Below are 20,818 nucleotides of genomic sequence, written 5' to 3'. Positions count from 1 at the left end.
CATCCCCATCGAGGTCCTATTCAATGCACTCGACAATGAGCCTTTTCCAACCTCACGCTGATGCATGGTGAAGGACCAGGACGGCTTTCACGATGTCGGTGATGCGGTTGGTGCTGCAGCGGAGTTTCCGCAGGAGGCGCCAGCCCTTGAGGGTGGCCATCGCCTGCTCGCCGACACAGCGGATCTTGGCGTGGGTGGTGTCGTGGCGGCGCTTCCATCGCTTGAGAGGGCGGCCTCGAAACGGCACCCGGACAAGGTCGCCGGCGCCTTGATACGCCCTATCGGCCCAGCATCTGAGCCCCGCATCGGCGAGGGCTTCGATGATCCCGTGTTGTCGTGCGGCGGTGAGGTCGTGCGTGGAGCCGGGCAGCGCGGGCGAGGCCCAGAGCAGCCGTCCGAACGGATCCGTGAGGACCTGGCATTCATGCCGTGGCGTTTGTGTTTCCCCGAGTAGTACGGAGTGTCGGCGGCGACGCGGTCGATCGGCAGCAGGGTGCCGTCGAGGATGACGAACGCCTTCGCTCGGATCGCTCTCATCGCCTCGGCCAGGGACGGGGCGAGGGTGGACAGGACCTCGACGGCTTCACGTATGTAGCGGTAGACGGTCGCGATCCCGATGCCGAACCCGGCGGCGAGCTGGGCGTAGGTGTCTGCGCACCGCAGACAAGCCAGGGCGAGCAGAGCCTGACGTGCAGCGGAGAGACGTCGCCACCGCGTCCCGATCTCCTCACAACGCACGGTCAGTTGTCCCGTCAGGAACCGCAAAGTGCGGTTGGACAGATCAATCGAGGACGGGTGGACAAGCACGCGAAGCTCCTGGCGGACACGGGTGATCTTGGTGGAGAACTCGTCTACCAGGAGCTTCGTCGTTGCGCAGGACTGTCCAACTCGCGGTCAGAACCGCCAGCTTGGAAACGGCTCAGTCCTCGTCGCTGGCAGGAAGGACACAGTTAAGGGTCACCGCAACGACTGACACATCTTCTTGCTGCCGCTTTGCCTCAGCTTCCCGCTCTTGATGCTTCTGGACTTCGACGAGGCTGTGGTCACGGGCTGGGCACTTGCGTTGTTTTGAGGTATCCCAACGGTCGCAGTGAAAGTAGGCTGTGAGGAAGATCCCAGCAGTCCTGGGGGCCTGGAGGTATCCGGCTACGAGCTGCTTGGCCAGGGCCGTATCGAGGGAGTCGTTCCAGCAACCCTTGCATTCGATGACGACTCTGATGGGGTCGTTCCCCGTTCCTTCGTGAGCGGGTGCTTCGATCTGGGTGTCGGTGCGCAGTCCCGGGAAGCCCGGACGGCGCACTTGGACCTCACGGTTGATGACGACTCGGTGGCCACCGATGTCCTGCAGCAGCAACGTTGCGACGATGTCGCTGAAGTCCTCTTCCCAGCACGGCCACCATTCGGAGTGATTGACGCCGGCTCGCGCCCGGTTCCACAGGGAGACGATCAGCCCGTTGGGCCGGTGAAGGGCCTTCGCAGACCGTCACGCGATCTTGCCGATCAGGGCGTCAAGCGCGTCACCCTGCCGACGGACGCTCGCGTCCCGGTCCGCATAGGTCAGGGGTAGTCGCCAGCCAGCTCGTCGTAGAAATGCGCCACCGATGCCTCGAGCACGGCCCCGGATTACCGCGCCTGCTTTCTCGGAGCTGTCTCTTGATTTTCTCGAATTCCGCAGGGGTTCAGGCACCATCGGGCGTTCCCGGCCTCGACGCCCTCTCTCCTGCGCTCTCTTCGTTCAGGCGGCCGACCGCCCACGGCAAGAGTTCCTTCGCCAGAGCAAGGCTGAACGGCCTGGCCAATGAGCGGAGTTCGGCGCAGGCCGTGGGACCGAGCGTGAGGTACGGCAGGGCGGCCAGCCTGTCGGTGGTTTGCTCGATCTCCGCCCTGCGCCGCGCCCCTTCCTCGGTCAGCGCCAGGTCCGGTCCATCGTCGAGCCATCCACGCTCACGTAGGCTCTGCACGGCCTCGCCCCACTGCTGCGGCGTCCATGCCCTCGAGTCGCGCAGCACCCCTGCATCGACATCGCCTGCGGCGGCATGCGTGACGAGAGCTTCGATCCCGCTCAGTGCGGCGGTCAGCAGTGCCCCCACATGACCGTCGCCACGGAACTCCCTCAGCAGAGTCTGCGCGTGCCAGAGCACGAGGTGGGGCTCGCTCGGCCACGACAGTGCGGCGTGCGCGGCGAAAAGTGGGCGGCCTTGCGGGTGGTGCACAGTCACTTCCGCTGCGGTACGGGCCAGTTCCGCCGCGCGGGCCATCGCCGGTGAGAAGACCTCCGCGCCGAGGATGCGGCGGAGCGTGGCATCGATCCCCGCGAGCCGGGCAGCGGTGAACTGCTGCGGCGTAGCGGCCTCCCATGCCGCGGGTATGGCCCGGCGCACCAGTTGTGGATTGAAGTTGTAGAACGTGGCGATGACCACCTCCGCCGAAGCCGCGCCGAGCGCGGCCGAACGGGACGCGAAGTACCCCGTCCTGGCGTCCACGCCCAACTCGCCGTACCGGCCTGCCGCTTCGGGCGAGAAGTAGACGGCCCCGTGGTAGGGCTCGAGGGTTCTCCAGGTCTCGCGCGCGTAGGCGAGGCTGTCGCGGGTCAGGTTCTGTGCCTGCGCCTGCGCCTGCGTCATGAGCGGCTCTCCGTCCTGTTGCGGATGAAACGTTGGTGTTCATCGAGCACATGAAGGCGGCGGGACACCCCGCGAAACGTACCGCCTGGTCGGTAACCTATCGGAGTGCGGCTCCGGCGACTACTGCCCTGCTGCCAGTTCTCCGCCGCCGGTCCACGAAGACAAGGACGACGTATATCCGCCCTAGAAAGCGGAGTTGGCGAACCAGTGACTCAGCAGGTCGTCGTCTCCGTCACGTGCGAAACTCGCCGCGTCGTGGTGCAGTCGGCCGTAGACGAGCAGCAACAGATCGGCGGCGGTTCCATGAACGGTCGAGTCGGCGGTTTCGGCGGCACCAGGGTTCGTGTCGAGCCCGAAGCCGTCGGGCCGCAGGCGGACAAGCCAGTTTTCCTCACCGTCGGTCGCGCGAAAGCCGATGGCCTTGTCGGGACCGCGCAGGTTGGCGACGTGCGGCGCGAAGGAGGTGGCGAAGGGCAGATTGACGAGGAACTCGTCGACCCCGTCCACGGCCGACGGACGGTCGATCGTGGGCCGGCGGCCCAGGGCCAGTTCGGCGTCGACCCGGTGCAACAGGGTCTCGAAGAGCATCCGGCGTGCCCAGAAGCGGGCGTGCTGATCAACGCCCCATGCCCACATGGGCAGGTCCGGGTCGGTGGCCGCGAAGGCTTGCGCTGCCACGGTCGCACTGTCGGTCAGCCAGTCCGGGTACTCTTCCCGCCGCTCCGGGATCCGCAGGTCCACCTCCCGCGTGCGCGGGGGCTCCTGGATCCGCGCGTGCAGAAGACTCGAGAACCAACGCTGGACGCCACCGGTGTGCTTGACCAGGTCTGCCAGTGTCCAACCGGGACAGCTCGGCACGGCGGTCGTCAGGTCGGCATCCTGGAGGGCTGCGACGAGTCGGGCGGTCTCCACCGCGATCGCGGCGCGGTGGTCGACCGGCGCGGGTCCGTGTGCGGGGCGGTCCAACGAGTTCATCGTGGGAGCCTTTCTCTGGGTGACGGCTTGGGGTGACCCCGGGTCGGCCGCCGGCAGGCGGCAGAACCTGTCGCGCTGCAGGCGCTCAGCGGCGGGTGCCGGCACCCATGGCTTCACGACCCTCTCGATGGTCGCACCCGCACGCGCGCCCCACCCACACGGGGATCCCTCGCCGTCCGTCTGGCCGTGCACTCGTGGTAGCAGTCAGCGGCCTGGGAGGTCTGGCCTACCCAGGCCACCGCCGGAGCAGGGTGCTGCGAACGTCTTGGCAGAGGCCGAGTGCCGGACTGTTGCGATCCGGGGCCAGCGGGCGGCGGCTCCGGTGTGACCCTCTCCGGGGCGGCACGCTGCGCCGACAACCAAGATCCGGACCAGGCGCGGGCCAACTCTCGGCCTATCGTGAAACCAACGCCCATTCTCCCTTGTCACGTCACGATCCAGGATGTACCACCAACAGACGAAGAACCTGCTAGTCACCCTCCGGCGCAGCACCTTTCGGATCGGACGCAAGCGGCGCTACCGAGAGACAGCGGTGACATCGGAATCTTGTGGAACCTCAACAGGGCGCCAGTGTGAGCAGCGCCATCCCTCGGCAACGCCTGACTCGACCGCCAGCCAGGTCAGCATCGGTCCGGGCAGCACCGAACCTGCAAACGCCTACGCAAGCGCCGAAGCTGGGAAAAGAGCCCCTCACCCGAGCCTGACGAGGCGTCAGCAAAGTCAGCATTTGGTCAGCAAGAGTCCTGCCACAGCCGCCCACAGACAGCCACACCGTGGAATCGCCAAACACACCGGCCCGGGCAAGTCGGCTGCTTGGACGCCTTCCGGCAAGCAGGTGGAAGGCAGTGAGAATTACCCGACAACCTTCCGCCCTGCGGCCACCAACGCTGAAGCGTCTTCGCAGGTCAGCGTACTCTCCCCCGCGGTTTCAACGGCACCGACGGCAATTCCGGTGCGGGCAGTGGAGCCCCGTCGTACCCCTTCACTTCTCCGAACCGGGAGCCTTCCATCCAGTCCTGACGGGCCTGTACGATCTCTTCCTGAGATCGCCCGATCCAGTTCCAGAACATAGCTGGCTGTGCACGCGTATTCGCAGGTCAACGACGATCCGGAGCCCTGACGGTCAGCAAACCGTCAGCATCGGTCGCGTGGGGTCAGCAAGTCATGGCTTCGGTTGTGTTGAAGCGTGGGATGGGTTCGTTCTTCAAGGAGTGTGAGCATCCTTGAAGAACGAACCCATCCCACGAGCCAACGAAACCAACGCAAATCCCAGTGATTGAATCAGAATATTCCAGGGCAAGGCATTCCCTCATCAGAGATCCACACGCTGTTGCCTGGCCCACGATTCCGCCTCCGACAGCTTGAATCGAATCTTCGCATTTGATCCCACACCAAATCGGTAAACGGGAATCCCTTGTCGTGCGGCATTCTTATAGAGCCAAGAGGCAGATACACCCAGATACCCGGCAGTTTCTCGCACATTCATAAATTGACTCACTGAAGGCGTGATGCGCATGTCCTCGATCTCGATTCGTCAGCCAGTCCGATACCCCTAGCGACTCCGATGATCCGAAGGATCTGCCGTTTGCCCAGGCCGCGATCGTTGTATATGTTGCGCCCGCAGTGCTGTGGCCCCGCGCTACGCCACCCGCACTGGCGGCGAAAGGGTAATCGTCCAAGGGTTACTCCGCTGCGAGCTACGCAGAAGCCGCTACGTCACCTTGGACAGGCTCCGCCTTCAACACACGCTCACCGCAGCCCAATGCCACGAAGTTAAGGCTCAGTTGATGTTGTCAAGCGCGACCGCGACGTGAGACGGGCCTCTGCTATCCAGGGGATCGACCAAGATCTTCCTGAGAGAGCAGAGGCCCTGTGACACAGTCTGTCACGTACAGAATCGATGACGTGTTCGCGCCCGGACACGTCGGTGAATTGACGCAGGTCATCCCGACCGAGTTGGTGGATGCGGTGCTGGAGGAGACCGGGACGCGCCAGCGCCGGCTGCGCAGTCTCCCCTCGCGCGTCGGGGTGTACTTCGTACTCGCGCTCGGGTTGTTCGAGCACCTGGGTGCCGGGCTGGTGTGGGGAAAACTCGTGGCCGGACTGGCCGCCGCGGTGCCGCAGACGTCGGAGAAAGCCCTTCGCGATCTGCGTCGGAGGATCGGAGTGGTCCAGTTCCAGCGGCTGTTCGAGGTGCTGGCGGGCCCGTTGGCCCAGCCGTCCACCCCCGGAGTGCGCTACCGCCGTTGGCGGACGGTCGTCTTCGACGGCTGTGGGAGCTTGAACGTCCCCGACCACGAGCGCAACCGGTCCTGGCTCGGCCGCACGCCGCGCCGCCATGGCCCTTCCGGCTACCCCCGGTTAATGCTGATGACCTTGTGCGAAACCAGCAACCGGGGCCTGATCACCGCCGCCTTCGGACCCGCCTCGAAGGGCGAAACCGACTACGCCCACGAGCTGGTCAGCCACTTGACCTCGGACATGCTCCTGCTGGCTGACCGCGCCTTCGACAGCAACAAACTGCTCGCAGACGTCGTGGCTCAGGGGCGCAGTTGCTCATCCGGGCCACCAGCACCCGGCGCCCACCGGTGCTTGCGCTGCTGCCCGACGGCTCCTACCTCACCCAGATCGGCGGCGTCCGACTGAGGGTGATCGAGGCCGAGATCCGCTCCCGTACCACCGACGGCGACAACTTTGGCGGAACTTATCGTCTGCTCACCACTCTGAGCGACCACCGCACTGACCCAGCAGACCGCCTGGTCGGTCTCTATCACGAGCGCTGGGAGATCGAGACCGCCTACCTGGCAGTGCGTCACACGCTGCTCAAAGGGCGCGTCCTACGGTCAGGACCCGGTGGGCCTCACCCAGGAGATGTGGGCACTCCTGACCACCTACCAAGCTCTGCGGTCGATGATGGTGACCGCAGTGGAGACAGTGCCTGGCTGCGATCCCGACCGGGCCGGTTTCACCGTGGCCCTGGAGGCCGCGCGCGACACGGTCGTTGGCGTCGCTGGGACGGCTGCGGCCACAACTCCGAGCGGACGCCTTGACCTGGTAGGACACATTGGCACCCGCGTCTTGAAGGCGTTGCTGCCCAAGCGCCGAATGCGGCTGTCCGCTCGCATCGTCAAGTGCGGTACATCCCGCTACAACATCTGGAACCGCGACGGGCGGCCTCGCGACAGTACGCCGATCACCGACATTGTGATCACCGTGCATCCACCGACTATTCCCACCACGCATGCCCCAAACCGGGCCGCTTCCGGCCGCTGGGGACAGGTCTGCCGGATCTTGGCCGAGAACTCCAACCAGGCCATGCACGCCCGCGACATCGCAGGGCATCTCGGCCTCATCGCCACCGGGCGTGTGCTGAGCGGCTTCAACGCGCAGCTCTGCTACTGGGCGCGCAACGGCCGACTTATCCGTACGGCACCGAGTACGCACAAGATCCCCCTTCCCGGGGCCTTGACACCGTCAACTGAGCCTTAACTTCGTGGCATTGATCGAGTATCGCCCGGTGGCAGTACACCTCCGGATGCCCTCCCCGGCCCTGCATCCAGCCCGGCACCGGCAGCAGTGGCCGGACCACGGCCCACTCCGCGTCCGTCATGTCCGAGGGATACCGCCGAACACGTTCCGGGTGATCGGCTGCGTTTCCGAACCGGTGAGCGACACAATCACAGGTCGGTGCAGCCGAGTTGAACTCCACCGGCGCGAGCACGTACAACTGCGGCAACAGGGTCCTGGATCTCGGTCGGCTTCGCAACCCCGAGCTCTCTTGAAAATCACCTGCGGTGATACGCGTCGGCGTGGTTCACGTGGTCTGTTCGCGTGAGGTGATGGTGACGTCCATGCCGAGGGCAGCGAGTTGGGCGATCAGGCGTCGGGTCTGGCGTTCTTTGCCGAGGCGGTTGGTGAAGTGATCGGGGCCGAGATCGCGGTAGGGCACGAGGTCGTGGAGGATGTGCCAGGCGGCGACGAGGATGGAATGTCCGACTGCGAGGGTCGCGCGCTTGGCGCCTCGGTGCGGGACGAGCCGTCGGAATTGCGCTCCCAGGTAGGTCGTCTTGCTGTGGGAGGCGCTGGCGCCGGCGATGAACAGAGCGGTCTTGAGCCAGGTGTCGCCGTGGCGGGTGCGTCCGGACAGCCGTTTGCCGGCTGATTCTTTGTTGCCGGGACACACTCCGGCCCAGGAGGCGAGGTATCCGGCGGTGGCGAAACGGCTCATGTCGATGCCGATCTCGGCGATCAGGACCTGGGCGAGGGTCAGGCTGATCCCGGGAATGGTGATCAGCAGGTCGACCTGCTGCCGCAGGGGCTGCACTGGCGGTTGATCTCCTCGCTCAGGCAGGAGATCCGGTTGTCGGCCTCGTCGATGGCCCGCAGCATCGAAGCGATCATGAACGCATGGTGCTCGTTGAAGTCACCGGTCAGGGCGCGGGTCAGCAAGGGGACCTTGCTCTGCAGACTGCCCAGGGCGAGGGACGCCAGCACCTGCGGGTCCCGTTCGCCCGCCACCAAGGCATCCAGCATGGCCCGCGCCGAGCGGCCGGTGACGTCGGTGACGACCGAGGACAGCTTGATCCCGGTGTCCTCCAGGAACATCGCGAGGCGGTTCACGTCGCGGGCCCGGTCCCGGACCGTCTCGGTGCGATACCGGGTCAGGTCCCGCGGCTGACGGATGTCACGCGGGGGAACGAAAGAGGGGCGGACCAGGCCGTGTTCGACGAGCTTGCAGATCCACTGGCAGTCCTTCACGTCGGTCTTGCGGCCGGGAACGGTCTTGATGTGCCGGGCGTTGAGCAGCCACGGCTCGATACCCTCAGTGGCCTCGAGCAGGTAGAACAGCGGTTTCCAGTACGACGCCGTCGCCTCCATGCCGATCCGGGCCATCCTGTTCTCCACCAGCCAGTCCCGCAGCTCCAGCAGGCCGTCGTTCATCGTGGAGAACGTACGGACCTCATAACGGGCGCGCTTGCCGGTGCCCGGAACCCGGATGCATACCTTGACATCCGCCTTGCCCAAGTCGGCGCCCCCGCACCGCTCCTCGATCACGTCCATGTCCCGCCCCGCCCTGCCTCGCGTGCACCAGTAGCGGTGCCCGCCCATCAGGGACCACAGGATTCAAAGGAGCTCTCTTGCGTGCTCGCGGCAACACCACTGGACTCCTGCGCTCGGCCCCCGCGTCCGACTACCAAACGGGCTCAACGTTCGGCACCAAGCTCTATCGACGTCCTCCGGACGGGCACCAGCCCCGATTTTCCCGGCCACGGGGCGGGACCGACAGGGCCCGGGATGACTACCAAGAGGCCCTGCCTTCATGCCCGCGACCAGCTGCGATCACCCGATCGAGACTCCCGTTCGACGCCCACCCATCAAGATCGGAACGACAACAGCTACTTAGAAGATCACTGAAAATCTTGCCTGGTCAGCTGGGGCTTGAGGGCGGGTTGCGCCCCGGGGCCAGGGAATCGCCACCTTGATCGTCCAGGTATCCGCGGTGCGGGTGAGTCCGAGGTTGATCAGTCAGCGGAGGTTGAGGGCGGCGGCCCCGTAGTGGAGAACAGGTGTCGTTCTTGATCACACCCCGGTAGGGCACTCTGAGGTTGCCGCCCGCGACCAGCCAGGCAATGGCCGCTCGACCGGGGGCCGCCAACGCCGGTACTCGGCCTGCCAGTCCGTATCGGTGGCGGCCTGGCGGCGGGCGGCGGCCAGCTCCGCGTGCCGGGGATGAATGTTGATCAGTCGCCCGGTCCTGCGCCAGTCTGCCCCGGAGTCAGGCCCCCGAGCGATGCCGCCTACATCCTCACTGTCAGACCCCCGGCACAACGGGCACCTTCTGCTTCGAAGTGACGCTCAGCTACCGGCGGTTGGACAAGCTACCGCGTAAGGAGAGTTGGCCTTGTCGTGATGGGTACGTCCGGTCGTGGCCACCGCTGCTCTTGAGGTTTCTACGACCGTGCCGGCCAGATCAGCGCCTGAGCGACGATGACGTTCTCACCGTTGAAGGTGACGGCGGGGCCTTCGTAGAGTTCGTAACCGAGGCCGATCGCCTCGCTCACCCGGTGGCAGAACGTGGCGTCGTCCGGGCCGGTCAGGACTCGGTAGACGGGCAACCCGTCCGGTGGTGTGCTCACGAGTGAAGGATCTCAGGCCGGCTCCGGCTCTCGATGAGCACCCCCAGCTCAATCGCTCCCAAGGACGTAAGGGCGACCATGTGCACAGCCGGTCAGAAGGTCGCGCGTGCGGGCGGTTTCGTGGGCTCGGGCGCGTCGTCCACGGTGCGGTTGGCGTTCAGTCCGATGGCGACGGTGAAGGAGATCCCGCAGCCGATCAGCATGTACATCGCGACCAGGTACCAGCCGCCGTCGGCCCACAGCACGAGGACGCCAGCGATGAGCGGAGTGAAGCCCCCGCCGATGGCGCTGGCGAGTTGATAGCCGACGCCTGCACCGCTGTAGCGGTATTCGGCGCCGAACATGTCGGTGAACAAGGACTGCTGGACCGAGACGGCCATGTCGTGCGCACCGTTGACCAGCAGAATCGAGGCCACCAGGATCAAGACCATGGAGCCGGACTGCAGTGCCACGAAGAAGGGGAGGGAGCCCAGAACACCCAGCCCGGCGCCCCACGCGTATATGGTGCCGCGGCCGTAGCGGTCGGCGAGGTAGGCGAAGACGGGAATGGTGACGATGGCCGCTGCGCCCACCACGAGGTTGATGGTGAGCATGCTGTCGCGGTTCAGACCGAATTCCGCGGTGCCATAGCTCACGCCGAACGTGGTCACACCGTAGAAGGTGAAGAGTTCGACGAACCGCAGGCCGATGATGGCGAGGAATCCGCCGGGGTTGGCCTTGATGGCCGCGAGCAGTGGCAGCCGCAGAGGTTGGTCTTTGGATCGGGCGGCGATCTGCTCGGTGAAGACGGTGGATTCCTCGACCGAGATACGCACGATCAGCCCGACGATGACGAGGGCCGCGCTGAAGACGAACGGGACGCGCCAGCCCCATTGCTGAAAGTCCGCTTCGGGCAGGCGTCCGGAAACGATTTTGATGGCCGCGGTAGCCAGCAGAAGCCCCACCGAGGCACCGACCTGGACGCCGCTGCCGTAGAGGCTGCGCCACTTTCGAGGAGCGCTCTCGACCGCCATCAGAGCTGCGCCGCCCCACTCACCGCCGACGGCGAAGCCCTGGACGGCACGTAGAGCGACGAGCAGGACCGGGGCCCAGATGCCCACTTCACCGTAGGTGGGCAGGACACCGATCAGGGTGGAGGCGAGCCCCATGATCACCATGGTGAGGACGAGCATCTCCTTGCGGCCCACCCGGTCGCCGAAGTGGCCGAAGACAATGCCGCCCAGGGGTCTGAAGAGGAATCCGACACCGAAGGTGGCCCATGCGGCGAGGGTTCCGACGGTGGGACTCACTTCGGGGAAGAAGAGATCGTTGAACAGGAGCCCGGCCACGATGCCGTAAAGGAAGAAGTCGTACCAGTCGACGACCGCCCCCATCAAGCCGGCGGCAGCCGCGCGCTTTGCATGAGGTGATGTCCGGCTCATTTCAACGTCCAGGTGTTGATGAGGAGGGGACGGCCGAAGGCCGTCTGTGGGGTTGATGGTGGGAGTACTCGGGCAGCGCGCTGCCCGGTCTGGGGAACACGCAATGCCCCGAGCACAGGCCGTGAGTCCGTGAGGGATCGTTTTGGCGCTCCGTGAGCGTCCAGCGGTCCGATGAGCCCACTTGGTGACAGGAGTTCCGACAACCACGGGCAATGGTCCGTGTAGCGGACCCGTAGATCCGCTGCGCAGAAGTTACGCCTCTCCAGGGATGCCAGCAAGGGGAGTCGTCGAATTGATCCCCACCGGTTCGTTCGCCACGTCTGCCGCGACGATGCCCGAGGTGGCAACTGCGATCACGGGCCTGCGAGTGGCGTCCCGCGGCGAGGAGTGGTCGACGAGTCCGGGTGTTCGGGTGATGGCTTCACACCGTACGTTCCCCCAACTCCCAGGGGATGTGGCCGAACGCTGGTCGCCGACTGCGGTCTCCGCGCTGGTGCGCGTCGCCGCGCGGATCGCGCTGGTGGACACCCCGAGGTCCGGGGCGCCCGTGTGAAGCGCGTTGGACGGACAGAAGCTGCCCCGGCCTCGACGCGACGGTCTGCAAGGCGTGCCCGTCCCCGCGCTGCTCGCCACGACCGAACAGCGATGCAGGGGCCGTGCCGCCGGCTGTCGACAGGGCTTGAAACACAACTCGGACGAGGGTTGTGCAAAACGTTTTGGATCCTTAGCGTCCGTTTTGAACGGAAGGATTCCAGGATGCGGCGACTGATCGTGACGTCCTGCTCGGTGCTTGTGGTGCCCGAGCAGGGCCCGTGCCGGGTGGAAACGGACCAGGACATCGTGGTCGAGGACGGGGTGATCGTGTGGCTGGGTCCCGCGGGTACCCGGCCGGAGGCCGCCGGGGTCGCGAGCTTCTCCGGAGCTGAGACGGTCGACGGGACCGGGCTGTTGGCCATGCCAGGGTTGGTGAACTCCCATACGCACAGCCCGATGGTGTTGATGCGGGGTGCCGCCGAGGACGTCAGTGTCGAGGCGTGGTTCAACGAGCGGGTGTGGCCGATGGAGGTCAACCTGACACCTGCCGACATCGGCCTCGGTGCCGAACTCGCCTGTGCGGAGATGCTGCTCAGCGGGGTGACCGCGTTCGCCGACCACTACTTCCACGCCGAACGGATCGCCGAGACCGTGGTACGGACCGGGATCCGCGCCGACATCGCGCCCACATACTTCAGCAGCCGTGGCGGCAGGGCGCTGGAGGAGAGCATCGAGACCGCCGGGGCGCTGCACGGCGCGGGCGGCGGGCGGGTCACCGCGTCGCTCGGGCCGCACGCGCCGTACACCGTGGACGACGAGGACCTGGCCCGGATCGCGGAGCGGGCCCGTGCCATGGGCGTACGGATCCACATCCACGCCGCCGAGCACCTGGAGCAGACGGAATCGAGTCTCGCGCGGCGCGGCATCACCCCCATCGGGGTGCTGGAGCGGACCGGCGTTCTGGACGCCGGGGCGCTGATCGCCCACGGATGCGGGATCACGGAACCGGATCTCGAGGTGCTGTCGCGGTACCGCGACCGGACGGCGGTGGCGTGCTGCCCGAAGGTGTACCTGAAGCACGCCCTGCACCCGCTCACCCCGGTACGGGGCCTGCTCGGAGCCGGGGTGACCGTCGCGGCGGGGACGGACGGAGCCGCCGGACACAACACACTCGACGTGTGGGAGGCCATGCGGCTGGTGGCACTGACCCAGAAGCAGGCGGAGCGGGACGCCACATGGATGACTGTCTCCGACACCATTCGGCTGGCCACGCGCAGCGGGGCACTGGCGCTGGGGCTGGGCGACCGGATCGGTGCCCTGGAACCCGGCCGCCGGGCGGACATCGTGCTGGTCGATCTGTCCGGCCTCCACTGCCGGCCTCTGCACGACCCGGTGGCGGCTCTGGTCTACAGCACCCGGGCGAGTGATGTGCGCACGGTGGTCGTGGACGGGCGGGTCGTGGTGCGCGACGGGCGCCTGCTGACCGTGGACGTGCCTGGGCTGCTGGCCGAGATCGAGGCGCGGGTGCCCGCGCTGCTGGACACCTCGCACGGCAGGGCGGTTCAGCGCTATGACCCCTGACACTGACGCCGACGAGGGCAGACGCCGGGTGCGGCGGCCCGCGTCGATCAAGGACGTCGCGGCCGCTGCCCGGGTGAGCCCGACCACGGTCTCGCACGTGCTGAGCGGCAACCGGCCGGTCGCCCAGGAGACCGCGGACCGGGTGCGCGCGGTGGTCGCCAGGCTCGGCTTCGTGCCGGCCTCGACCGCCCGCAACCTGCAGGCGGGTTCCACGAACGTCATCGGCCTACTCGTTCCCGACATCACCAACCAGTTCTTCGCGGAGCTGGCCAAGGGCGTCGAGGACGCCGCCCACGACCTGGGTTACGGGGTCATCCTGTGCAACACCGAGTTCGACCCCGAGCGCGAGGACCGCTACCTGGAGCTGCTGCGGGGCCGGTTCATCGACGGGATGGTCTACGCGTCGGGTTCACCACCCTCCCGCGACCGGCTGGCATCGCTGCTCGGCCGCTTCCCCATAGCCCTGGCCGACGAGGTGGTCCCTGGGCTGCTGGAACAGACGATCCTCGTCACCGCCGACCACCGCGCGGGCGGCCGGCTGGTCGGGCAGCACCTGCGGGAGCTGGGCCACCGCAGGGCGCTGGCGGTGAGCGGCCCGGGAGACCTGGTCAGCAGCGCGGAGCGGATCGCGGGATTCCGGGAGGCGTTCGGCGACGAGGGCGTCACCGAGGTCGAGGGCGCCTTCGTCGAGCGGTCCGGTTACGACATGGTGGCCGCGGCCCTCAACAGGGGCGGCCCGCGCCGCTTCACCGCGGTGTTCGCGGCCAACGACCTCATGGCGCTCGGCGCGGTCGCCGCCCTGGAGGACGCGGGGCTGAGCGTCCCGCACGACGTGTCGGTGGCGGGCTTCGACGACATCATGCTCGCCGCCCGCGTCCACCCGTCGCTCACCACCGTCCATCAGCCTGCGTACGACATCGGCCGCACGGCCGCCGCCCAGTTGCTGCAGTACGTCCACCGGGGCGAGGTACCCCCCGCCTCCCGTCACATCCTCCCGGTCCGGCTGAAAGCCCGCGCCAGCACGGCCGCCCCGCGCTGGCACCGCCCGTAACCCAGAAGTCCCGTAACCCCATAACCCGAACTGAAAGGCACGGCGCAGCGATGACGCATGTCCTCGTCGTGGGTGAGTCCTGGTTCACCCACTCCATCCACCACAAGGGGTTCGACTCCTTCCACACCTCCGAGTACGTCGAGGGGGCGGGCGCCTTCCTGGGCGCGCTGCGCGATCGCGGCCACGAGGTGACGTACGTACCGGCGCACGAGATACCCCACCGGCTGCCCTCCTCGGTCGAGGGATTCGCCGCGTACGACGTGGTGGTGATCAGCGACGTGGGGGCCAACAGCTTCCAGCTCCCGCCGGAGACCTTCGCCCGCTCCGTTCCCGCGCCGGATCGCCCCGAACTGCTGCGGGCGTACGTCGAGGGCGGCGGCGGCCTGCTGATGGTGGGCGGCTACCTCACCTTCACCGGCATCGACGCCAAGGCCCGCTGGGGGCGCACCCCGCTGGCCGCCGCACTGCCGGTCGCTCTGCACGACCGCGACGACCGGGTGGAGCTGCCCGCCGGTGCCTCGCCCCGGGTCGTCGCCCGGCACCGGGTGGTCGACGGGCTGGGCGCGACCTGGCCGTCTCTGCTCGGTCTCAACGAGGTGCGGGTACGGGACGGGGCCGAGCTGCTCGCCGAGTGCGGCGGTCACCCGCTGCTGGTGGTCGGTGGGTACGGCGCCGGGCGGTCGGCGGCCTTCACCTCCGACCTCGCGCCGCACTGGGCGCCGCCGGACTTCCTCGCGTGGAAGGGATACCCGGAGCTCTGGGACCGACTGGTTTGCTGGCTGGCGGCGGCCGACACTGCTGCGGCAACCGACCCGGCGGGGGAGGAAGCCTGATGGTCACTCCGCACATTTCCGCCGCACCCGGCGACTTCGCGCCGGATGTGCTGATGCCCGGCGACCCACGCCGGGCCCGACGGATCGCTGAAACCTTCCTGCAAGACGCCCGCCTGGTCACCGAAGTACGCGGCATCGAGGGCTGGACAGGCACGTACCGGGGCAGACCGCTGTCCGTCCTGGCCTCCGGCATGGGCATGCCGTCCGTGACCATCTACGCCACCGAGCTCTTCCGCTTCTACGGAGTACGCAGCATCGTCCGCGTCGGCACCGCCGGCGGAATACCACAGGCGGTGGGTCTGCGCGACGTCGTGGTGGCCACCGCCGCCCACACCGACTCGGCGATGAGCGACCATCGCGTCGACGGCGTGCATCTGAGTCACGCCGCATCGTTCGACCTGGCCAAAGCTGCCGCGGAGGCAGCGGCAAAGGCGGCGGCAGCGGCCGCCGGAACGGGTGCGCGCGACGGGCCGGGCGTGCACATCGGGCCGGTCTTCACCAGCGACCACTTCTACCTCGCCCGCCCCGGCCTGTTCGAGCAGCTGGAGGCCCACGGCACGCTGGCCGTCGAGATGGAGGCCGCCGGCCTGTACGCCACCGCCGCCGCCGAGGGCGGCCGGGCCCTGGCCGTGCTGACGGTCAGCGACCACATACGCCTGGCCCAGGCGCTCACGCCGGCCGAGCGCGAGGCCGATTTCGAGCGAGCCGTCACCATCGCAGCCACCACACTGGAAACAAGCTCCTAACACAGAGGCGTACGAAGACGTATGGCCAAAACGTTTTGCATTGCATAGCTTTCGGCCAACGCGAAGGAGAAAAGAACGATGAACAAGATCAAGGCCCTCGGGGCCATAACAGCACTCTCCGCACTGCTCGCCGGATGTGGATCAGCGACGGGCTCTTCCGGATCCTCAAGCTCTTCCGGCTCTTCGGCAGGAAAACTGAGAATCAAGTTCGTGGTCAACGGAAACCTCGGCGATCGTTCGTTCTTCGACTCCGCCTACGCGGGCCTGAAGAAGACGGAGAAGGACCTCGGCTACAGCCTCAAGGTCGTCGAGCTGGGCGGCGACCGCACGAAGTGGCAGTCCGGCTTCGAGGACGCGGCCTCGGGCGACGACTACGACGTGCTCGCGGCGGGCACCGTGGACACCGCTGCCTTCATCTCCAAGCTGGCGCCCGAATACCCGAAGAAGAAGTTCTGGCTTTTCGACTCCACCGTCGACTACACGGGCAAGAGCGGCTGTTCCAACAAGTGCGCCAATGTGTACTCCGTCACCTTCAAGCAGAACGAGGCCGCCTATCTGGCAGGATTCCTCGCCGACAAACTGGTCGCCGCCAATTCCCTCCCCGGCGCCTCCGGCAGCAAGAAGGTGGGCCTGATGGGCGGGGTGAAGATCCCGGTGATCGAGGACTTCGTCGTCGGATTCAAGGCCGGATTCAAGGCGGCCGGCGGAAATCCGTCGTCCGGTGTCCTGGTGCAGTACGTGGGCGGCGACAACCCGTTCGGCGACCCCGCGAAGGGCAAGGAGATCGCCTCGTCCATGTACTCGCAGGGGGCGGCCCTGGTGTGGCCGGTGGCGGGCTCCTCCGGCCTCGGCGTGTTCGAGTCGGCCGTCACCGCCAAGCGCTACGCCTTCGGCGTCGACTCCGACCAGTACAAGACCCTGGGCGACCCCGCCCAGCAGCAGACCGTGGTCACCTCCATCCTCAAGAACGCCGGCAACGCCCTCTATCTGGCGGCCGAGGAGAACAAGGCCGGCACCCTGGCTTACGGCAAGTCCTCCGCGGTCGGCCTCGCCGAGGACGGCGTGGGCTACGTCGACAACGCCAACTTCGACAAGCTCGTGCCTGCTGCCGTACGCGCCGAACTCAAGTCACAGGCGGCGAAGATCGCGTCCGGCGCGGTTCAGGTCCCGTCCGCCTTCTGACCTGCGGCCCTGGTACGGAAGGAGCCCCCGTGGACCAGCATCCCCCGCCCCGCCCCGCCCTCGCCCTGCAGGTCACCGGCCTGGGGAAGACGTACCCCAACGGCACCCGCGCCGTCAGCGACGTCGACCTCGAGGTACTCGGCGGCGAGATCCGGGCGATCGTCGGACAGAACGGCGCCGGCAAGTCGACGCTGATGAAGCTGATGTACGGCCTGGAGCAGCCGTCCGCCGGACAGATCCGTGTCCACGGCGAGGCGGTCAGGCTCTCCGGACCCCAGGACGCCATCGCCCTCGGGGTGGGCATGGTCCACCAGAACCTCATGCTGGTGCCGTCCTTCACCATCGCCGAGAACGTCGTCCTCGGCGTGGAACCCGGCCCTGCCGCCCGGGTCGACCGATCCGCAGCCGTCGAGCGCACCGCCGCGCTGGCAAAGGAGGCGGGCCTTGCCGTCGACCCGCAGGCCAGGGTCAGCGACGTCTCCGTGGGGATGCGGCAGCGAGCAGAGATCCTCAAGGCACTGCACCGCGGCGCCCGCATCCTCATCCTGGACGAGCCCACCGCCGTCCTCACCCCACAGGAGACCACCGACCTCTTCGAAGCCGTACGCGGACTCCGCGACCAGGGCATGACCGTGCTCTTCATCTCCCACAAGCTCAAAGAGGTGCGGGAGATCAGCGACCGCGTCACCGTGATGCGTGCCGGGTCCGTGGTCGGCACCGTACGCACCGAGGACGCGTCCCCCGCGCAGCTGGCGTCCATGATGGTCGGGCGGGAGATGTCCCTGGACGTCCCGAGGCCCCCCGCGCACCCCGGTGCGACCGTGCTCAAGGTGCGGAACCTGGCCTCCGGGGCGGATGCGGGACAGCCCCTGCACGGTGTCTCCCTCGACATCGCCGCCGGGGAGATCGTCGGCCTGGCGGGCATCGAAGGAAACGGCCAGACCGAACTGGTGGAGCTCCTCGCCGGGCTGCGCCGCCCGGCCGCCGGCTCCGTCACCGTCGACGGCACCGATGTCACCCACCTGGATGCGGCGGCGCACCGCGCGGCCGGTATCGCCCACGTCCCGGAGGACCGGCTGTCCAACGGGGCGGCCCTGGACCAGTCCATCGCCGACAACCTGATCGTCGACCGCTTCTCCAGGCCTCCGCTCGCCCGGCGCGGCGCGCTGCACATCCGCCGCATACGGGAGCTGGCCGAGGACCTGATCCGCCGTTACGCGATCCGGGCCCCGCACCCCGCCGTACCGGCCGGAGCGCTGTCCGGCGGCAACCTGCAGAAGGTCGTCGTCGCCCGCGAACTGTCCTCCGAGCCGCGCCTGTTGCTGGCCGCCCAGCTCACCCGGGGCGTCGACATCGGCGCCATGCACTTCATGTACGAGCGGCTCGTCGAAGCCCGCGACGCGGGCGCGGCAATCCTCCTGGTCTCCGCGGACCTCGGCGAACTGCTCGCGCTCTCCGACCGGCTTCTGGTGATCAAGGACGGCCGGCTGGTCGGTCGCTTCGACGATCCGGCCGGACTCACGGAGGAAGAGACCGGGCTGTACATGCTCGGCGTCGAACAGCACTCACAACAGCGGATCACGGCAGGTGCACGATGACGACCACCGTCGAGCTGGAAGGCCGCCGCGAGTTCCTCGCCGCCAGGCGCCAGTCCACCGCTGTCGAGCTGACGATGACCGTGCTCACCGTCGCCGTCGCCGTCCTCATCGCCTTCCTGGTGATCCTGGCGACCGGCAAAGACGCCCCCGGCGCCCTGAACGCGCTCCTCACCGGCCCCCTCGACCGCACCCCGCGCATCGGCCGCTGGCTCGCCGACGCCACGACGCTCTCCCTTCTCGGCCTGTCCGTCGCCATCCCCTTCCGGGCCCGGCAGATCAGCCTCGGCGCGGAGGGCCAGGTGTACGCGGGTGCCCTGGCGGGCGCGCTGGTGGCGATCAACGTCCCCCTGCCACCGGTCGCCGCCATGGTCGTACCACTGGGCGCAGCCGCTCTGGCGGGCGGCGCGCTGGGCGCGGTGCCCGGGGTGATGAAGGCCCGCCTCGGGGCCAGCGAGATCGTCGCCACGCTCATGCTCAACGCCATCGTCGTACGGGTCTTCGACTGGCTGCTCACCGACCACCTCAAGGCCCCCGCCAGCGCCGCCGTGCAGTCGGCTCCCATCCGGCCCGACTCGGCGCTCCCGCTGCTCTCGGACTTCTTCGGCGTCCCCCTGGACCAGGCCAACATCGGACTGTTCGGCATGCTCGCGGTGACCGCCGCCGTGTGGTTCCTGCTCGCAAGGACGCCCCTGGGCTACCGCATCCGCATGACCGGCTCCAACCCCGAATTCGCCCGGTACGGCGGCATCGACGTGCCCCGCACCATCGAGTGGAGCTTCGTCATCGGCGGCGCGCTGGCCGGACTGGCCGGCGCTCACCTCGCCCTCGGCGTGTACGGCGGGCTCCAGCCCGACATGGCCGGCGGCCTCGCCTTCGAGGGCATCGTGGTCGCCCTGCTGGCCCGCAACAACCCGGTCGCCGTGGTCGCCGCCGCGCTCCTCTACTCGTACCTGCGCGTCGGCGGTGACGTGATGGAGCAGCAGACGGACGTCGGGTCCGAGGCCGTGACCATCATCCAGGCGGTCATCGTGCTGCTGGTGACGGCCCGGACGCTGCCCGAACTCGTCAAGCGCCAGCTCGCCAGAAGGCTTGCCCGAAGGGAGGCCCGCTGATGGGCCCCGTCCTCGACGTCGTGCTCAGCGCCGGCTTCCTCGCTGCGATCCTGCGGGTGTCGACCCCCTATGTCCTCGCCGCCCTCGGCGGACTGCTCGCCGAACGGGCCGGCGTGCCGAACATCGCCCTGGAGGGCTCGATGCTGGCCGCCGCGTGCACCGGGGCCCTGGTCGCCGGATACAGCGGCTCGGTAGCGGCCGGGGCCGTCTGCGGGATCGCCGCCGGCGCGCTGCTCACCCTGCTGCTGGGCGTACTCCACCTGTACCTGGGCGCCGACGCGATCATCGCGGGCATCGGCCTCAACCTGCTGGCGTCCGGCGTGACCGCGTACGCCGTGTACGCCCTGCTCGGCGACAAGGGTGGCACCAGCCGGCTGCACAGCGGAGCCCTCCCCGAGGTCCGCCTTCCGCTGATCGAGGACATCCCGGGCCTCGGCACAGTGGTGAGCGGGCAGAACCTGATGACCTGGCTCGCCCTCGCCGCGGCCCCGGCGGTCGCCTGGCTGCTGCACCGGACCCGGTTCGGTTTCCACCTGCGCGCCGTTGGCGAGTTCCCCGACGCGGCCCGCTCGGTCGGCATCCCCGTCCGCCGGGTCCAGTTCGCCACCCTGGCACTCAGCGGCGCGCTGGCCGGCGGAGCCGGGGTCTTCCTCAGCATGGGCGCCGTCTCCTTCTTCGTCACCGGTATGACGGCGGGCCGCGGCTACATCGCCCTGGCCGCCGTCTTCCTCGGCGCGCTGCGCCCCTGGGGCGTCTTCCTGGCAGCGCTCGGCTTCGGCGCGGCCGAGGCCCTGGCGGTGCAGCTCGGCAACCTGAGCATCCCGTCACAGCTGGTCTCCGCCATTCCGTACGCCCTCACCCTGCTGGCCCTGGCGTTCTTCGCCTGGCGCCGCCGTCGCCCGGCCCGCCCGACTTCCCCGGTCTCCGGCGTGGCCGCGGATCCGGCGACCAACTGAACCTCGCCCCCTGTTCCTTCGCCGTCCCTCCCTTGTTCCCTCCCGCATGCCCTGTCCCGCATGCCCTG

General features: G+C 67.9%; 17 protein-coding genes and 4 pseudogenes. 10 read left to right on the top strand and 11 right to left on the bottom strand.

The window, feature by feature from the left end; genetic code table 11:
- Positions 1–52 precede the first annotated feature (52 nt).
- From EDD92_RS44030 to EDD92_RS52600, 6 genes and pseudogenes are all read right to left on the bottom strand, one after another.
- A pseudogene (locus EDD92_RS44030) lies at positions 53–807 on the bottom strand (transposase family protein).
- Between the two features lie 112 nt (positions 808–919).
- Positions 920–1,354, bottom strand: coding sequence for a hypothetical protein (locus tag EDD92_RS44025; protein WP_123969442.1), 435 nt, complete (start codon positions 1,352–1,354; stop codon positions 920–922).
- Between the two features lie 325 nt (positions 1,355–1,679).
- Positions 1,680–2,624 carry an SCO6745 family protein gene (locus EDD92_RS44015; RefSeq protein ID WP_123969441.1) on the bottom strand — a complete coding sequence of 315 codons (945 nt, stop codon included), beginning with the start codon at positions 2,622–2,624 and terminating at the stop codon, positions 1,680–1,682.
- 183 nt (positions 2,625–2,807) lie between these two features.
- Entirely contained in the window at positions 2,808–3,599 is a 792-nt protein-coding gene (locus EDD92_RS44010) for a maleylpyruvate isomerase family mycothiol-dependent enzyme (RefSeq protein ID WP_123969440.1), read from the bottom strand.
- 905 nt (positions 3,600–4,504) lie between these two features.
- Positions 4,505–4,669, bottom strand: a pseudogene (locus tag EDD92_RS44005) (pirin family protein); the annotation flags it as partial.
- A gap of 242 nt (positions 4,670–4,911) precedes the next feature.
- The gene (locus EDD92_RS52600; RefSeq protein WP_399185546.1) at positions 4,912–5,085 is read right to left on the bottom strand and encodes a helix-turn-helix domain-containing protein; all 174 of its coding nucleotides are present in this window, start codon (positions 5,083–5,085) and stop codon (positions 4,912–4,914) included.
- A 386-nt stretch (positions 5,086–5,471) separates the two neighbouring features.
- On the opposite strand from EDD92_RS52600, the pseudogene EDD92_RS52595 reads away from it, so the two are divergent.
- Positions 5,472–7,088, top strand: a pseudogene (locus EDD92_RS52595) (IS4 family transposase).
- A gap of 13 nt (positions 7,089–7,101) precedes the next feature.
- On the opposite strand, the pseudogene EDD92_RS51740 reads toward EDD92_RS52595, so the two are convergent.
- The 5 genes and pseudogenes from EDD92_RS51740 to shiA form a co-directional block, all read right to left on the bottom strand.
- A pseudogene (locus tag EDD92_RS51740) lies at positions 7,102–7,308 on the bottom strand (transposase); the annotation flags it as partial.
- Positions 7,309–7,413: 105 nt separating this feature from the next.
- The gene (locus EDD92_RS51735; protein WP_260327174.1) at positions 7,414–7,923 is read right to left on the bottom strand and encodes a transposase; all 510 of its coding nucleotides are present in this window, start codon (positions 7,921–7,923) and stop codon (positions 7,414–7,416) included.
- Complete coding sequence (locus tag EDD92_RS51730; RefSeq protein ID WP_260327173.1) at positions 7,890–8,660, bottom strand: IS110 family transposase; 771 nt, start codon at positions 8,658–8,660, stop codon at positions 7,890–7,892. The genes EDD92_RS51735 and EDD92_RS51730 overlap by 34 nt, the downstream gene beginning before the upstream one ends.
- A gap of 890 nt (positions 8,661–9,550) precedes the next feature.
- A complete protein-coding gene (locus tag EDD92_RS43980) occupies positions 9,551–9,736 on the bottom strand; it encodes a DUF1737 domain-containing protein (protein ID WP_123969438.1) in 186 nt (61 codons plus the stop codon).
- Positions 9,737–9,828: 92 nt separating this feature from the next.
- Positions 9,829–11,157, bottom strand: a complete 1,329-nt coding sequence (gene shiA, locus EDD92_RS43975; RefSeq protein WP_123969437.1) for a shikimate transporter — start codon at positions 11,155–11,157, stop codon at positions 9,829–9,831.
- A gap of 415 nt (positions 11,158–11,572) precedes the next feature.
- Here shiA and EDD92_RS50235 point away from each other — a divergent pair, with 415 nt between their 5' ends.
- The 9 genes from EDD92_RS50235 (at position 11,573) to EDD92_RS43935 (ending at position 20,750) form a co-directional block, all read left to right on the top strand.
- The gene (locus tag EDD92_RS50235) at positions 11,573–11,710 is read left to right on the top strand and encodes a hypothetical protein (RefSeq protein ID WP_185124326.1); all 138 of its coding nucleotides are present in this window, start codon (positions 11,573–11,575) and stop codon (positions 11,708–11,710) included.
- A 203-nt stretch (positions 11,711–11,913) separates the two neighbouring features.
- Positions 11,914–13,272 (top strand): amidohydrolase, encoded by a 1,359-nt coding sequence (locus EDD92_RS43970; RefSeq protein WP_123969436.1) that lies wholly within the window; start codon positions 11,914–11,916, stop codon positions 13,270–13,272.
- Complete coding sequence (locus EDD92_RS43965) at positions 13,262–14,323, top strand: LacI family DNA-binding transcriptional regulator (protein WP_123969435.1); 1,062 nt, start codon at positions 13,262–13,264, stop codon at positions 14,321–14,323. Before EDD92_RS43970 ends, EDD92_RS43965 begins: the two co-directional genes overlap by 11 nt.
- A 50-nt stretch (positions 14,324–14,373) precedes the next feature.
- Positions 14,374–15,156 (top strand): glutamine amidotransferase, encoded by a 783-nt coding sequence (locus EDD92_RS43960; RefSeq protein WP_123969434.1) that lies wholly within the window; start codon positions 14,374–14,376, stop codon positions 15,154–15,156.
- Positions 15,156–15,902: a purine-nucleoside phosphorylase gene (gene deoD, locus EDD92_RS43955; RefSeq protein ID WP_123969433.1), complete on the top strand. Its 747-nt coding sequence runs from the start codon at positions 15,156–15,158 to the stop codon at positions 15,900–15,902. Before EDD92_RS43960 ends, deoD begins: the two co-directional genes overlap by 1 nt.
- 210 nt (positions 15,903–16,112) lie before the next feature.
- On the top strand, positions 16,113–17,084 hold the full coding sequence (locus EDD92_RS43950; protein WP_260327172.1) for a BMP family ABC transporter substrate-binding protein: 972 nt from the start codon (positions 16,113–16,115) through the stop codon (positions 17,082–17,084).
- A 29-nt stretch (positions 17,085–17,113) separates the two neighbouring features.
- Positions 17,114–18,682, top strand: a complete 1,569-nt coding sequence (locus EDD92_RS43945; protein WP_185124325.1) for an ABC transporter ATP-binding protein — start codon at positions 17,114–17,116, stop codon at positions 18,680–18,682.
- Positions 18,679–19,794, top strand: coding sequence for an ABC transporter permease (locus EDD92_RS43940; protein WP_123969431.1), 1,116 nt, complete (start codon positions 18,679–18,681; stop codon positions 19,792–19,794). Before EDD92_RS43945 ends, EDD92_RS43940 begins: the two co-directional genes overlap by 4 nt.
- Positions 19,794–20,750 carry an ABC transporter permease gene (locus EDD92_RS43935; RefSeq protein ID WP_123969430.1) on the top strand — a complete coding sequence of 319 codons (957 nt, stop codon included), beginning with the start codon at positions 19,794–19,796 and terminating at the stop codon, positions 20,748–20,750. The genes EDD92_RS43940 and EDD92_RS43935 overlap by 1 nt, the downstream gene beginning before the upstream one ends.
- The last annotated feature ends 68 nt before the right edge of the window (positions 20,751–20,818 follow it).

The sequence above is a fragment of the Streptomyces sp. TLI_185 genome (assembly GCF_003814765.1).
In the GTDB taxonomy this organism is placed as follows: Bacteria; Actinomycetota; Actinomycetes; order Streptomycetales; family Streptomycetaceae; genus Streptomyces.
The sequence above is the reverse complement of the archived record's forward strand: the minus strand, read 5'-3'. Positions and strand labels throughout refer to the sequence as shown.

What these genes read in the sequence shown, in the direction of transcription:
- EDD92_RS44010 (WP_123969440.1), bottom strand. Translation starts at nt 3,599, where the DNA reads ATGAACTCGTTGGACCGCCCCGCACACGGACCCGCGCCGGTCGACCAC.
- EDD92_RS44015 (WP_123969441.1), bottom strand. Translation starts at nt 2,624, where the DNA reads ATGACGCAGGCGCAGGCGCAGGCACAGAACCTGACCCGCGACAGCCTC.
- shiA (WP_123969437.1), bottom strand. Translation starts at nt 11,157, where the DNA reads ATGAGCCGGACATCACCTCATGCAAAGCGCGCGGCTGCCGCCGGCTTG.
- deoD (WP_123969433.1), top strand. Translation starts at nt 15,156, where the DNA reads ATGGTCACTCCGCACATTTCCGCCGCACCCGGCGACTTCGCGCCGGAT.
- EDD92_RS43960 (WP_123969434.1), top strand. Translation starts at nt 14,374, where the DNA reads ATGACGCATGTCCTCGTCGTGGGTGAGTCCTGGTTCACCCACTCCATC.
- EDD92_RS43935 (WP_123969430.1), top strand. Translation starts at nt 19,794, where the DNA reads ATGGGCCCCGTCCTCGACGTCGTGCTCAGCGCCGGCTTCCTCGCTGCG.
- EDD92_RS43940 (WP_123969431.1), top strand. Translation starts at nt 18,679, where the DNA reads ATGACGACCACCGTCGAGCTGGAAGGCCGCCGCGAGTTCCTCGCCGCC.
- EDD92_RS52600 (WP_399185546.1), bottom strand. Translation starts at nt 5,085, where the DNA reads ATGAATGTGCGAGAAACTGCCGGGTATCTGGGTGTATCTGCCTCTTGG.
- EDD92_RS43965 (WP_123969435.1), top strand. Translation starts at nt 13,262, where the DNA reads ATGACCCCTGACACTGACGCCGACGAGGGCAGACGCCGGGTGCGGCGG.
- EDD92_RS43970 (WP_123969436.1), top strand. Translation starts at nt 11,914, where the DNA reads ATGCGGCGACTGATCGTGACGTCCTGCTCGGTGCTTGTGGTGCCCGAG.
- EDD92_RS51730 (WP_260327173.1), bottom strand. Translation starts at nt 8,660, where the DNA reads ATGGACGTGATCGAGGAGCGGTGCGGGGGCGCCGACTTGGGCAAGGCG.
- EDD92_RS50235 (WP_185124326.1), top strand. Translation starts at nt 11,573, where the DNA reads ATGGCTTCACACCGTACGTTCCCCCAACTCCCAGGGGATGTGGCCGAA.